At 69.5% G+C, this 13,739-nt stretch carries 13 protein-coding genes; 2 read left to right on the top strand and 11 right to left on the bottom strand.

The window, feature by feature from the left end:
• Positions 1–83 precede the first annotated feature (83 nt).
• The 7 genes from GCN81_RS01075 to rpsD all read right to left on the bottom strand — a co-directional run bounded on the left by GCN81_RS01075 (position 84) and on the right by rpsD (position 7,591).
• Positions 84–923, bottom strand: coding sequence for a shikimate dehydrogenase (locus tag GCN81_RS01075; protein WP_156721484.1), 840 nt, complete (start codon positions 921–923; stop codon positions 84–86).
• Positions 913–2,685: an endolytic transglycosylase MltG gene (gene mltG / locus GCN81_RS01080; protein ID WP_156721485.1), complete on the bottom strand. Its 1,773-nt coding sequence runs from the start codon at positions 2,683–2,685 to the stop codon at positions 913–915. Before mltG ends, GCN81_RS01075 begins: the two co-directional genes overlap by 11 nt.
• Before the next feature lie 125 nt (positions 2,686–2,810).
• Positions 2,811–3,275: a Holliday junction resolvase RuvX gene (gene ruvX / locus GCN81_RS01085; RefSeq protein ID WP_156721486.1), complete on the bottom strand. Its 465-nt coding sequence runs from the start codon at positions 3,273–3,275 to the stop codon at positions 2,811–2,813.
• Positions 3,276–3,279: 4 nt separating this feature from the next.
• Positions 3,280–5,949: an alanine--tRNA ligase gene (gene alaS, locus GCN81_RS01090; protein ID WP_156721487.1), complete on the bottom strand. Its 2,670-nt coding sequence runs from the start codon at positions 5,947–5,949 to the stop codon at positions 3,280–3,282.
• Positions 5,949–6,305, bottom strand: coding sequence for a DUF6167 family protein (locus tag GCN81_RS01095; protein ID WP_156721488.1), 357 nt, complete (start codon positions 6,303–6,305; stop codon positions 5,949–5,951). Before GCN81_RS01095 ends, alaS begins: the two co-directional genes overlap by 1 nt.
• Before the next feature lie 6 nt (positions 6,306–6,311).
• The gene (locus GCN81_RS01100) at positions 6,312–6,746 is read right to left on the bottom strand and encodes a DUF948 domain-containing protein (RefSeq protein ID WP_156721489.1); all 435 of its coding nucleotides are present in this window, start codon (positions 6,744–6,746) and stop codon (positions 6,312–6,314) included.
• 230 nt (positions 6,747–6,976) lie between these two features.
• The gene (gene rpsD / locus GCN81_RS01105) at positions 6,977–7,591 is read right to left on the bottom strand and encodes a 30S ribosomal protein S4 (protein ID WP_156721490.1); all 615 of its coding nucleotides are present in this window, start codon (positions 7,589–7,591) and stop codon (positions 6,977–6,979) included.
• 188 nt (positions 7,592–7,779) lie between these two features.
• Here rpsD and GCN81_RS01110 point away from each other — a divergent pair, with 188 nt between their 5' ends.
• Entirely contained in the window at positions 7,780–8,460 is a 681-nt protein-coding gene (locus GCN81_RS01110) for a DUF2470 domain-containing protein (protein ID WP_156721491.1), read from the top strand.
• Position 8,461: 1 nt separating this feature from the next.
• Here the strand turns inward: GCN81_RS01110 and GCN81_RS01115 are convergent, their stop codons facing one another.
• From GCN81_RS01115 to GCN81_RS01130, 4 genes are all read right to left on the bottom strand, one after another.
• On the bottom strand, positions 8,462–9,817 hold the full coding sequence (locus tag GCN81_RS01115) for a replication-associated recombination protein A (RefSeq protein ID WP_156721492.1): 1,356 nt from the start codon (positions 9,815–9,817) through the stop codon (positions 8,462–8,464).
• Between the two features lie 95 nt (positions 9,818–9,912).
• Positions 9,913–10,545 carry a vitamin K epoxide reductase family protein gene (locus GCN81_RS01120; RefSeq protein WP_156721493.1) on the bottom strand — a complete coding sequence of 211 codons (633 nt, stop codon included), beginning with the start codon at positions 10,543–10,545 and terminating at the stop codon, positions 9,913–9,915.
• Between the two features lie 115 nt (positions 10,546–10,660).
• A complete protein-coding gene (gene hisS, locus GCN81_RS01125; RefSeq protein WP_156721494.1) occupies positions 10,661–11,923 on the bottom strand; it encodes a histidine--tRNA ligase in 1,263 nt (420 codons plus the stop codon).
• Positions 11,924–11,937: 14 nt separating this feature from the next.
• Positions 11,938–12,660: an MBL fold metallo-hydrolase gene (locus GCN81_RS01130; protein ID WP_156721495.1), complete on the bottom strand. Its 723-nt coding sequence runs from the start codon at positions 12,658–12,660 to the stop codon at positions 11,938–11,940.
• Between the two features lie 165 nt (positions 12,661–12,825).
• On the opposite strand from GCN81_RS01130, the gene GCN81_RS01135 reads away from it, so the two are divergent.
• Positions 12,826–13,638: a peptidylprolyl isomerase gene (locus tag GCN81_RS01135; protein WP_156721496.1), complete on the top strand. Its 813-nt coding sequence runs from the start codon at positions 12,826–12,828 to the stop codon at positions 13,636–13,638.
• The last annotated feature ends 101 nt before the right edge of the window (positions 13,639–13,739 follow it).

The raw sequence follows: 13,739 nt of genomic DNA on the forward strand, positions 1-13,739 counted from the left end.
CTCCCACGCCGGGCAGCCAATCCCGGCAGAGGTCCAGCAGACGGACGCTCAGCAGGATGCTCAGCGGACGTTCAGCGGGACGTTCAGCGGGACGCGAGTGCCCGTTCGCCCGCTGTGCGCATCGCCGCCAGCGGCGCCGGGTGGCGGCCGGTCATCTGCTCGACCTGGAGTACGGCCTGGTGGACCAGCAGGTCCAGGCCGCTCACCACGGCGCCGCCGAACATCGACCAGCGCGCGGCGAGTTCGGTGGGCCATGGGTCGTACAGGACGTCGAAGAGGGTGCCCGGACGCTCAGGCACGGCAGCGGCGAGGCTGTCCGTCGTCCCCGCGGGGGTGGTCGCGATGACGAGTGGCGCGGTGAAGGCCTTGGCCGCGTCGGTCCAGGCGGCGGTGCGCACCTCCACGTCCAGCCGCTCCCCCCACTGCCGCATCTCGGCGGCGCGGGCGTCGCTGCGTACGTAGGTGACGATCTCCCCCGTGCAGATCCGCGACAGCGCGGCCAGCGCGGAGGACGCGGTCGCGCCCGCGCCCAGGATCGCGGCGGACTCGACCTGCTCGATGCCGCGCTCGCGCAGGGCGGCGACCATCCCGGGGATGTCGGTGTTGTCGCCGACCCGCCGCCCGTCCTCCGTACAGACCACCGTGTTCACGGCCTCGACCGAGGCGGCCGTCTGGCTGACCTCGTCGAGCAGCGGGATCACGGCACGCTTGAGCGGCATGGTCAGCGAGAGGCCCGCCCACTCGGGGCCGAGGCCGTCCAGGAAGCCGGGCAGTGCCTCCTCGTCGACCTCGAAGCGGTCATACGACCAGTCCGCCAGGCCGAGTTCCGCGTACGCGGCGCGATGTAGGACCGGGGACAGCGAGTGGGCGATGGGTGAGCCGAGTACCGCGGCCCGCCGCGCCGCCGTTGCCTCACTCGGCATTCTTCCTCCGGTCGTTGAACTCCTTGACGAGCTTCTCGTGCTCGGCCAGCGTCTTGGTGAACTCGGTGGTCGTGCCGTCGACGGAGATGAAGAACATCCACTTGCCGCCGTCCGGAGCCGTCGCGGCCTTGAGGGCGACCTCGCCCGGATTCCCGATCGGCCCGGGTGGCAGCCCCCGGTGGTAGTACGTGTTGTACGGGTCGGGGTCGTTGCGGATCTGCGAGAGCGGGATGTCGATGTTGCTCTCGTTCTTCAGATAGTTGTACGCGGAGTCGAACTCGAGCTTCTGGTTGGTGACCGTATTGGCTGGCTTGAGCCGGTTGTAGACCACCGCGGCCATCTTCGTGAAGTCGTCGTGACTCATGCCCTCGGCCTGGGCGAGGCTGGCAACCGTGATGACCTGGAGCGGGTCGGCGAGCTTCAGCTCCTTCGCCTTGGCCTCGAGGTCGTACTCCTCGTACTCCGCCTTGGCGGTGTCGACCATCTTCTTCAGGACGTCCCCGGTGTCCATGCCCTTGGCGACCGGATAGCTGGAGGGGTACAGGAAGCCTTCGAGCGGGTCCTTCACATCGCTCGCGGGCTTCGCCGCCCACTCCGGCAGGCCCAGGTCCTTCCAGTTGTCCTTGGCGTACTTCGCCGTCGTGCCCTTGGGCTGGTCCAGCCGCTTGTCGATCTCCTCGTAGACCCGGACGTTGCGCCAGCCCTCGGCGATGATGAGGTTGGCGCGGCTCTTCTTGTCGAGCATCAGCTCGACGGCGCTTTTGGCCGACATCTGCTTGTTGAGCGTGTAGACGCCCGCCTGGATGGTCAGCCCCTTGGGGTTCTTGGACTGCGCCGAGACGAACGCGTCGACGCTCTTGACGACGCCCTCCTTCTTGAGCACGTTGCCGATCTGGGTGCCGCCCGCGCCCTTGGGGATCTCGACGGTGACCTTTTGGCCATTGCCGTCACCGGCGTAGTCCTCGGCGGGGCCGAACCGGTCCTGGTAGAACTGCGTGCCGAAGTAGATGACGCCGCCCAGCCCGCCGAGCAGGACCACCGCTACCAGCAGGCACGCCAGACCGCTGCGGCGTTTTCGGCCTTTACCGCGGCGGTCGCCGCGACCGCGCCGCGCCGCGCGGGAGTCGTCGTAGTCATCGTCGTCGTACGCGTCGTCGTCCCCGCCGCCCGCGAAGAACGCGTGCTCGCCCTGGTCGGGGCCCGGGTCCCAGTCGGGGTTCTGCGGGGGCTCCTCGCGGCGCCGGTCCGGCGGCTTGGGCGGGGGGTAGGCCTCGGGCGTGCCGTAGGAGTCGGGCTGCTGCTCACCGCTGTAGCCGGACTGCTGGTCCGCGTACGGGTCGGGGTTCGTGCCGTACTCCGGGCCCTGGCCGGTGTCCCAGGCGCCGGTCTGGTCGTACTGGGGGTATCCGCCGCTCTGGTGCTGCTGGCCGCCGTACTCCTGGTGGCCGTACTCCTGGTGGCCGTAGTCCTGGTGGTTGTACTCCCGCTGGCTGTATCCCTGAGCGTCGTACCCCTGCTGACCGCCGTATCCGTGCGGACCGTCGAACGCCTGCTGGCCGCCGTATCCCTGAGCGCCGTAGCCGGACTGATCGTCGTACTGGACCTGCTGCGGCTGCGGCTGCGACTGCGGGTAATGCTGCTGCTGGCCGCCGTACGGACTCTGGCTGGCGGCAGCCTGCTGTCCTCCCCATCCCTGGTCCCCGTACAGCGGGTCCTCGGGATGCCACGGTTCGGAGCCAGGGCCCCGGCCATACTCAGTCATCGATCCCCTACGAGCCGCGAGGCGGCGGCCGCTTGGCACGGGTGCCGGGCGGCCCTTCCGCCTCTTCTGCTGTGCGGTGGCTGTTCGAACACCACCGCATCGCGCGGAACGTTACCGTATCGCGATCAGATGACCACTTCGACGCCCTCGCCCGGGGCTTTACCTGACGCCCGTTCGGCCTCCAGGGCGTTCTGCAGGATGATCACCGCTGCGACCTGGTCAATGACCGAGCGGCCCTTCTTCGATGTCACGCCCGAGGCGCGGAGCCCCTGGCTCGCTGTGACCGTGGTCATGCGTTCGTCCACCAGGCGTACGGGAACGGGGGCGACCCCACGGGCCAGTTCCTGGGCGAACGCCCGGACCTTGGCCGCGGCCGGGCCCTCACCGCCGCTGAGGGAGCGGGGCAGGCCGACCACGATCTCGATCGGCTCGTACTCCTCGGCGATCTGCTTCAGCCGCCGGTGGGCGGCCGGGACATCGCGTCCCGGCACGGTCTCCACCGGGGTGGCGAGGACCCCGTCGGGGTCGCACGAGGCGACCCCGATCCGGGCGTCCCCGACGTCGATCGCGAGGCGACGTCCGCGGCGCACGGCGTCAGACCGTCTCGGCGACGAGGCGCTCCACGGCGGCCACGGCGTCGTCGATGGCCGCGGGGTTCTGGCCGCCGCCCTGCGCGACGTCCGGCTTGCCACCACCGCCGCCGCCGAGCGTCTTGGCGGCCGTACGCACCAGGTCACCGGCCTTGAGGCCGCGCTCGCGGGCGGCTTCGTTGGTGGCGATGACGGTGAGCGGGCGGCCGTTGGCTGTCGTAAACAGGGCCACCACCGTCGGGCGGTCACCCGGGATGCGGCCGCGTACGTCGAGGACCAGCTTGCGCAGGTCGTCGGCGCCCGTGCCGTCCGGTACCTGGCCGGTGACCAGGGCCACGCCGTGCACGTCCTTGGCGCCGGAGGCGAGACCGGCGGCGGCCTGCAGGACCTTCTCCGCGCGGAACTTCTCGATCTCCTTCTCGGCGTCCTTGAGCTTGGCGAGCATCCCGGAGACCTTCTCGGGCAGCTCTTCCGGGCGGCCCTTGACCAGTTCCTGGAGCTGGGCGACGACCGTGTGCTCCTTGGCGAGGAAGTTGTACGCGTCGACGCCGACCAGGGCCTCGATACGCCGTACCCCGGACCCGATGGAGGACTCACCGAGCAGCTTCACCAGGCCCAGCTGGGCGGTGTTGTGGACGTGGGTGCCGCCGCACAGCTCCTTGGAGAAGTCGCCGATGGTGACGACCCGCACCCGCTCGCCGTACTTCTCGCCGAACTCGGCGATGGCGCCCTGCTTCTTGGCCTCGTCGATGGACATGACCTCGGCCTGGACGTCCAGTTCCCGGGTGAGCACCTCGTTGATCTTCTGCTCGACGTCGGTCATGACGGCGCCGGGTACGGCGTTCGGCGAGCCGAAGTCGAAGCGGAAGCGGCCGGGTTGGTTCTCCGAACCGGCCTGGGCGGCCGTCGGGCCCAGAGCGTCCCGCAGCGCCTGGTGGGTGAGGTGCGTGGCGCTGTGGGCGCGGGCGATGGCGCGGCGGCGTACCTGGTCGATGGCGGCGTGGCCGTGGGCGCCGACGGTGACCTCGCCGACCTGCACGACGCCCTTGTGGACGTACACGCCGGGGACCGGCTTCTGGCAGTCGCGCACCTCGACGACGGCGCCGGAGTCCAGCTTGATGCGGCCGGTGTCGCCGATCTGACCGCCGCCTTCGGCGTAGAACGGGGTGCGGTCGAGGACGATCTCGACCTCGTCGCCCTCGGTGGCGGCGGGCGAGGGCAGTCCGTTGACCAGGATGCCGACGACCGTGGACTCGCCCTCGGTGCTGGCGTATCCGATGAAGTCGGTGGCTCCGGCGCGGTCGGCGATCTCGCGGTAGCCGGACATGTCGGCGTGGCCGGTCTTCTTGGCCTGGGCGTCGGCCTTGGCGCGGTCCCGCTGCTCCTTCATCAGGCGGCGGAAGCCGTCCTCGTCCACCGACAGGCCCTGCTCGGCGGCCATTTCGAGGGTGAGGTCGATCGGGAAGCCCCAGGTGTCGTGGAGCAGGAACGCCTTGTCGCCGCCCAGGACCGTGCCACCGGCGGCCTTGGTCTCGGTGACGGCGGTGTCCAGGATGTTGGTGCCGCCCTTGAGCGCCTTGAGGAAGGCGGCCTCTTCGGCGAGGGCGACGGCCTCGATGCGGCCGCGGTCGGTGATGAGTTCGGGGTACTGCTGACCCATCTTCTCGATCACGACGTCGATCAGGTCCTTGACGACCGGGCCGGTGGCGCCGAGCAGGCGCATGTTGCGGATGGCGCGGCGCATGATGCGGCGCAGCACATAGCCGCGGCCTTCGTTGCCCGGGCTGACACCGTCACCGATGAGCATCACGGAGGTGCGCATGTGGTCGGCGACCACGCGCATCGAGACGTCGCTGGCCTGGGCCGCGCCGTAGCGGACGCCGGTCAGCGCGGTGGCCTTGTCCATGACGACGCTGAGGGTGTCGGTCTCGTACATGTTCGGTACGTCCTGCAGGATCATCGCGAGGCGCTCGAGGCCGAGGCCGGTGTCGATGTTCTTCGACGGCAGGTCGCCGAGGATCTCGAAGTCCTCCTTGGAGGTGCCCTCGCCGCGCTCGTACTGCATGAAGACCAGGTTCCAGATCTCCACGTACCGCTCGTCGTTGACGGCCGGGCCGCCCTCGACGCCGAACTCGGGGCCGCGGTCGTAGTTGATCTCGGAGCAGGGGCCGCAGGGTCCTGGCACGCCCATGGACCAGAAGTTGTCCTTCTTGCCCAGGCGCTGGATGCGCTCGGCCGGGACGCCGATCTTCTCGCGCCAGATCTTCTCGGCCTCGTCGTCGTCCAGGTAGACGGTGATCCACAGGCGCTCGGGGTCGAGGCCGTAACCGCCCTTGTCCTGGGGTGAGGTGAGCAGCTCCCAGGCGTAGGCGATGGCGCCTTCCTTGAAGTAGTCGCCGAAGGAGAAGTTGCCGCACATCTGGAAGAAGGTGCCGTGCCGGGTGGTCTTGCCGACCTCTTCGATGTCCGGGGTGCGGACGCACTTCTGGACGCTGGTGGCGCGCGGGGCGGGCGGCTTGGTCTCGCCGAGGAAGTACGGCTTGAAGGGGACCATGCCCGCGTTGACCAGGAGCAGAGTCGGGTCGTCCGCGATGAGCGACGCCGAGGGGACGGGGGTGTGCCCGCGCTCCTCGAAGAAGCTCAGCCAGCGGCGGCGAATTTCAGCCGACTCCATCAGTGGTCCTCATTCCGGTTGTACGAGTACGTCGTGTCGTTGGTGGTGCGGCGGGGGGTGCCGAAGGCGTTCTTGAGCGGGTTCTCCAGTGCCGCGAAGCGTCGCTGCTGCGGGAGTTCAAGAGCGTCCGGGGTGTTCAGGCCCAGGGCGTCGTTGAGTTCTTCCTCGCGCTGGCCCATGCCGTCGCGGACGTCGAGTGCGAAGTCCTTGAGCCGGTGCCCCGCGTCGATGGCCTTGTTCGCGGCCTGGGCCGCGAGGCTTTCCGGGGTCAGCTGCTTGAGCTTGCGGTTGACCTTGGTGGTGGCCCACACACCGGCGGCAGCGCCCGCGGTGAACCAGAACGTACGGCGGAACATCGCAGCTCAGTCCTTCTTCCGCTTCCCCCGCCGTGCGGAGGGCACGGCCCGGCCCACGATCACCGTACGACGCGACGGCTTCGGGGGCGCACTGTCGGTGCTGCGGCTGATGGCCCGGCGTACGCCGTAGCCGAAGGCCGCCACCTTGACCAGCGGGCCGCCGAACGTGGACGCGACGGTCGTGGACAGCGCCGAGGCGTTGGAGGTGACCTCCTGGACGTCCGTCGCGATGGCGTCGACCCGGTCGAGCTGGGTCTGCGCCGAGCGGACCGTCGTGGACGCCTCGGCGAGGAGCGGCACGGCCTGTTCGGTCACGTCCGCCACCAGCTTCGTGGCCGCCTTGAGCGTCTGGGCCAGCCTCACCAGTGCCACAGCGAGGAACGAGACCAGAATCGCCCAGAAGACGGCTACGAGAATCCCGGCCACCTCTCCACCGGTCACGCCGCACCGCTCTCTGCCTGTTCGGGGCTTGTTGACAATTCGTTCCCCCGACCCTATCGCGCCGGGCCTGCGACTTCGTACCGCATTATCCCCACGGTCCCGTCCGGCCGGTGGGGAACGCCGAAGCCCGCCGCTTCCCACCGGCAGCGGTGGGAAGACGACGGGCTGAACCTCTCGGCGACCGGGGTTCCGGGGTCACCCCCGGAGCCCGCGTCGGTACCGCGCCTGGATCAGCGGGCGTAGTACTCGACGACCAGCTGCTCGTCGCAGATGACCGGGATTTCCTTGCGGTTCGGGTCACGGTCCAGGCGGAAGGCCAGGGCCTTCAGGTTGACCTGGAGGTAGCGCGGGGTCTCGCCGTCGGTGTCGTAGCCACCCTCACGCGCGACCTGGAAGGGGTGCTTCTCGCGGCTGCGCTCACGGACGGACACGACGTCGTCGGGGCGGACGCGGAAGGACGGCTTGTCGACCTTCTTGCCGTTGACCTCGATGTGGCCGTGGACGACCATCTGGCGGGCCTGGTAGATGGTGCGGGCAACGCCCGAACGCAGGACCAGGGCGTCGAGGCGGCGCTCGAGCTCGATGATGAGGGCCTCACCGGTCTTGCCCTGCACCTTGCTGGCGCGCTCGTAGGCGCGGACCAGCTGCTTCTCGGAGATGTCGTACTGCGCGCGCAGGCGCTGCTTCTCCAGCAGACGGACCTTGTAGTCCGAGTTCTGCTTGCGGCCACGGCCGTGCTCGCCCGGCGGGTAGGGGCGGGCCTCGAAGTACTTGACAGCCTTCGGCGTCAGGGCGATGCCGAGCGCACGGGACTTCTTGACCTTGGGACGCGACTGGTTAGGCACGTTCTCCAGACCTCCGTTGTAGGTTAGGTTAGGCTCACCTTACTTAAGGAGATCGCATGTCTCGCCGTGGGAACACCACACACGTCACGGACAGCACGCAGAACATCGACGCTCACAAGGCGGTCGATAAGACGGAGGTCCGATCAGATCGTGGTCAGCCGCGTCCCAGCCGGCTTGAATCCGTACAGATGCCGTCAGCAGCCGTACGCACACGAACTCTCGTACAGAGTACATGCTCCGCGGTGCTGCTCGTCCCCGGCCTGGACGGAGCCCGGCCCGACCAGCTGACGCCGCTCGCGCGCAGTGTGGGCGCCGACGGCGAACTGGTGCTGGTGTTCCCCGCCGACGCGCCGCCGGTGCGCGCCGCGACGCACGCCCAGGACGACGAGCTGGCCGCCGTGCTGGAGCTCACCGATGTCGCACCGGTCTCCGTGCCCCACCGTATCCGGGGCCGCGCCTGGATCTCCGGCTGGCTCACACACGCGCCTGGGCTCGCCGAGCGCGGTCTGATGGCCCTGCGCCTGGAGATCGGTGAGATCTCCGTCGACGACCTGTGGGGCGCCTCAAGCGTCGAACCGGCCGAGTTCGCCGAGGCGTCGCCCGACCCCCTGGTCGGCTACGAGGTGGAGCTGCTGCAGCACCTGCACGCGGCGCACGGCGAGCAGGTGGACCAGCTCCGCTCACTGCTGGGTGAGCGGGCCTCAGAGGGCACGGAGGCCACACCGCTGGCGCTGGACCGCTTCGGGCTGCGGGTCCGCTTCACCGGTGCCCAGTGCTTCGACGCGCGCTTCGACTTTCCTGAGCCGGTGGACGATGTCGTGGGGCTGCGCCGGGCCATGCACGCCCTCTTCGAGGCCGCCGGGACGTGAGCTACTGCGGCTCGCCCTGGAGGCGGTCACGGACGCGGTCGGCGACGTCGGCGTACCGCGCCTCCGCGCCGTATCGGGTGGGCTGGTAGTAGCGCTTGCCGTGCACCTCGTCGGGCGCGTACTGCTGGGCCGCGATGCCGCCCGGCACGTCGTGCGGATACACATACCCCTGGGCATGGCCCAGCTTGGCCGCGCCCTTGTAGTGCCCGTCCCGCAGATGCGGCGGTACGGAGCCCGCGTGCCCCGCCCGTACGTCCGCCAGGGCGGCGCCGATCGCGGTGGTCGCGGAGTTGGACTTGGGGGCCAGGGCCAGCGCGATGGTGGCGTGGCTCAGGGTGAGCGCGGCCTCCGGGAAGCCGATCAGGGCGACGGCCTGGGCGGCGGCGACCGCGGTGGGCAGCGCGGTGGGGTCGGCGAGGCCGATGTCCTCGCTGGCCGAGATCATGAGTCGGCGCGCGATGAACCGGGGGTCCTCGCCCGCGTCGATCATCCGGGCCAGATAGTGCAGCGCCGCGTCCACGTCGGAGCCGCGGATCGACTTGATGAGGGCGCTCGCCACGTCGTAGTGCTGGTCACCGTCGCGGTCGTAGCGCACCGCCGCGCGGTCGACCGACTCCTCCAGCGTCTCCAGGGTGATCTCCCGCTCCCCCTTGGCCAGGGCCGAGCCCGCGCCCGCCTCCAGCGCGGTGAGAGCGCGGCGGGCATCCCCACCGGCGATCCGCAGGAGATGCGCTTCGGCGTCCTGGGACAGCGTCACCTCGCCCCCGAGGCCGCGCTCCTCGGTGAGGGCGCGGCGCAGCAGGCCACTGAGGTCGTCGTCCGTGAGGGATTCGAGCGTGAGCAGCAGGGAGCGGGACAGCAGCGGGGAGATGATCGAGAAGTACGGGTTCTCGGTCGTGGCGGCGATCAGGGTCACCCAGCGGTTCTCGACAGCGGGCAGCAGGGAGTCCTGCTGGGCCTTGCTGAAGCGATGGATCTCGTCCAGGAAGAGGACGGTCTCCTTGCCGTACCCACCGGTGGCGCGGCGGGCGCCGTCGATCACGGCTCGTACTTCCTTGACGCCCGCGGTGATGGCGGAGAGCTCCACGAAGCGCTTGTTGGTGGCCTTGCTGACGACATAGGCCAGGGTGGTCTTACCGATGCCCGGCGGTCCCCACAGCAGCACCGACGACGGCCCCGCGGGGCCAGGACCGCCCTCGCCGACGAGCCTGCGCAGCGGCGATCCGGGCTTGAGCAGATGCTGCTGGCCCATGACTTCGTCCAGGGTGCGCGGGCGCATCCGGACGGCCAGCGGACTGCTCGCCGGGTCTTTCTCCTGGCGGTCCTCGGCTGCGGCGGTAAAGAGGTCGGGCTCCACGCTGTGAAGCCTAGGTCACGCCACTGACAACGCCGTCGGTGGCGTCGGTGCCGTGGATGCCGTGGATGCCGCAGGCACCCTGAGAGCCCAGGCGGTCAGCTGGTCCAGAAGTCCCACCAGCGGGTCAGGATCAGCATGCCGATGATGCCGGTGTGCAGGACCGGGAGGACCCACGTGAACTCGTCGAAGAAGGCGCGCAGCCAGCTCGGCGCGGGCAGCAGACCCTGGCGGATGTTGTGCGCGGTCACGTACCAGAACATGAAGATGGTGGCGACCCAGGCCAGGCAGCACCAGAGGCAGAGCGCGTTGATGTTGTACAGGGACTGGTACATCAGCCAGAGGCAGAAGCCGACCCCGAAGAGCATCCCGGCGTTGAGGGTCAGCCAGTACCAGCGCGGGAAGCGGGCCCCGGCCAGCAGGCTCATCCCGACGCAGACCACGATGCCGTAGGTGACCAGACCCAGCATCGGGTTGGGGAATCCGAAGGCCGACGACTGGTCGCTCTCCATGATGTTGCCGCAGGAGACCACGGGGTTGAGGCTGCAGCCCGGTACGAAGTCGGGGTCCTCGAGGAGCTTGAACTTGTCCAGGGTGATCACCCAGGCGGCCAGCAGCCCGGCCGCGCCCGTGATCACCAACAGCAGGGCCAGCGCACGGCTGCCGCCGACCCGCCGCCCGTCATCCTGCTGCCGCTCGCCGGAGGGCACGTCTGCCGTTTTCGTCGTCATATCGCCGTTCCATCGGTCCGGTGCTGCGAGGCATGGTCATTCTGCCGTACCCCTCGGGGTACGTGTGAGGGGCCGAACGGCCAACCCGTCCGGCCCCTCCACCCCGTACAACGACTCAGGCGAGCTTCTGTCGCAGCTCGTCGACGAGTGAGGCGAGCGCCACGGGCGCCTGCTCGCCGGTCTCCATGTCCTTGAGCTGCACGACGCCTTCGGCGAGATCCCGCTCACCTGCGACGACGGTGTAGCGCGCGCCACTGCGGTTGGCGTTCTTCATGGCGCCCTTGAGGCCCTTGCCGCCGTACGCGAAATCTGCGGCGACTCCGGCCTTACGGAGCTCGGTGACGACGCCGAACAGCACCCGGCGTGCCTCATCGCCGAGCGGCACCGCGAAGACGCTGGTGGCCGCGGGCAGGGCGAGTCGTACGCCCTCGGCCTCCAGGGCCAGCACCGTACGGTCCACGCCGAGCGCCCAGCCGACGGACGGCAGCGCGGGGCCGCCGATCATCTCGGAGAGCCCGTCGTAGCGGCCGCCGCCGCCCACCGCGGACTGCGAGCCGAGCCCGTCGTGGACGAACTCGAAGGTGGTCCGCGTGTAGTAGTCGAGCCCTCGGACCAGCCGGGGGTCGTCCTCGTAGGCCACGCCCGCCGCGGTGATCAGCTCGCGCACCTGCTCGTGGTACGCCTTGCACCCGTCGCACAGGTAGTCGCGCAGCAGCGGGGCGCCGACGAGCTGCTTCTGGACGTCGGGGCGCTTGTCGTCGAGTACCCGCAGGGGGTTGATGTCGACCCGGCGCCGGGTGTCCTCGTCCAGGTCCAGGGCGCGCAGGAAGTCCTGGAGCGCGTCGCGGTAGACGGGGCGGCACTCCTTGTCGCCCAGCGAGTTCAGCAAGATGCGGAACTCGCGCAGGCCGAGCGAGCGGTACGCCTGGTCAGCGAGGATGATCAGCTCGGCGTCGAGCGCGGGGTCCTCGGTGCCGATCGCCTCGGCGCCGACCTGCGAGAAGTGGCGGTAGCGGCCCTTCTGGGGGCGCTCGTAGCGGTAGTACGAGCCGGAGTACCAGAGCTTGACGGGGAGGTTGCCCGCCTTGTGGAGGTTGGCCTCGAGCGCGGCGCGCAGGACGGAGGCGGTGCCTTCGGGGCGCAGCGCCAGCTGGTCGCCGCCCTTGGTCTCGAAGGCGTACATCTCCTTGGTGACGATGTCGGTGGACTCGCCGACTCCGCGCGCGAAGAGCTCGACGTTCTCGAAGCCGGGCGTCTCGATGTAGCCGTAGCCGGAGTTCCTGAGCGGCGCGGCGATCGCCTCGCGTACGGCGAGGTAGGTCGCGGAGTCCGGCGGGATCAGGTCGTAGGTGCCCTTGGGGGCCTTGAAGGTGCTCACTGGGAAGTCTCTCGTCACATTCCTCGTCGAGGAGCGGAAGTGGGGCTGATGCCCTGGCCGGCCGCCACCTGCCGCAGATACGGGTTGGTGGCGCGCTCCTGGCCGATGGTCGTCTGGGGGCCGTGGCCTGACAGCACCACGGTCGAGTCGTCGAGCGGCAGGCACACCCGGGCCAGCGACTGAAGGATCTCGGCGTGCGAGCCGCCGGGCAGGTCGGTACGTCCGATGGAGCCGGCGAACAGCAGGTCGCCCGAGAAGAACACCGACGGGATGTCGTCGCCGCGGGGCGCCTCGGGCATCTGGAAGGTCACCGACCCCTTCGTATGGCCCGGTGCGTGCGCGACGGAGAAGTCCATCCCGGCCAGGCGCAGCTGCGCGCCGTCGGCCAGTTCCCTGACGTCGTCGGGCTCCCCCACGGTCAGCTCGCCCATCAGCGGCATCCCGATGGACCGGCCGAGGGCCTTCTCCGGGTCGCTCATCATGTAGCGGTCATCGGGGTGGATCCAGGCCGGTACGTCGTGTGCTCCGCACACCGGGACCACCGAGGCGACATGGTCGATGTGGCCATGGGTGAGGATCACGGCGGTGGGCTTGAGCCGATGCTTCCTGAGTGCTTCCTCGACGCCTTCGGTGGCCTCGTGGCCCGGGTCGATGATCACGCACTCCTCACCCGCGGCGGGGGCGACCAGATAACAATTGGTCCCCCAGGCCCCTGCGGGGAACCCGGCAATCAGCACGATCGTCCTTACATTACGGTCCGGACGCCTGGTCCGGCGAGAGGTCACAGCGCTGCACGGCAGCAGGGGCAGCCTACCGGCGCGGCTCCTCTCACAGCGAACCCGTATACGGTACGGGCAAGCTCAGGCGGACAGATTCACCCAACGTAACGAGGAGCAGGCCCGGTGGTCAGCAGCGAACAGCGGCGGCGGCAGCTCGCCCGGGAGAAGTACCTGCGTCAGCAGCAGCGGCGCGAGACCGCGCGGCTGAGGGCGCGGCGGCGGAACACGGTGATCGCCGCGGCACTGGCCATCGTGCTCGCGGCGGGTGCGGGTGCGGCGGCGACCGGCGCCTTCAAGGGCGACGACGGCAACAACGAGAAGGACAACGCGGCGGCTGACCCGAGCCAGTCGCCGGTGCCCGAGCCGTCGGAGCCCAAGCCGTCTCCCGAACCCAAGATGGCCATCGACAAGAAGGCCACGTACACGATGGGGCTCAAGACGAACCTCGGGGACATCTCGATCGCCATGGACGCGGCGAAGACCCCCAGCACCGTCAACTCCTTCAAGCACCTGGCGGACAAGAAGTACTTCGACGGCACCAAGTGCCACCGGCTCACCACCAAGGGCATCTTCGTGCTGCAGTGCGGCGACCCGGAGGGCACGGGCGCGGGTGGCCCCGGCTACAACATCCCGGACGAGAACCTCGAGGCGCTCGGCAAGCCCAGCAAGGAGGACCCCAGGGTGACCTATCCGGCCGGGTCGGTCGCGATGGCCAACACCGGCCAGCCCAACTCCGGTGGCAGCCAGTTCTTCCTCGCGTACAAGGACACCAAGCTCCCGCCCCAGTACACCCTCTTCGGCACGATGGACGACGCGGGTCTGAAGCTGGTCAAGAGCGTGGGCAAGGAGGGCGTCGCCGAGGGCGGCCAGTCCCCCACCGACGGCGCGCCGAAAAAGGGCGTCACCATCGAAAAGGCGACCGTGAAGAAGGATTGATTGGCTCGCGCTGGATGCGGACAGCCGCCCTGCTCGTCGCCTATGTTGGCGTTGTGCAGGGCGCCGCGTGCCGGTGGTCCTGAAGGAACTGTGGACGATGC

The sequence above is a fragment of the Streptomyces apocyni genome (genome assembly GCF_009739465.1).
In the GTDB taxonomy this organism is placed as follows: domain Bacteria; phylum Actinomycetota; class Actinomycetes; order Streptomycetales; family Streptomycetaceae; genus Streptomyces; species Streptomyces apocyni.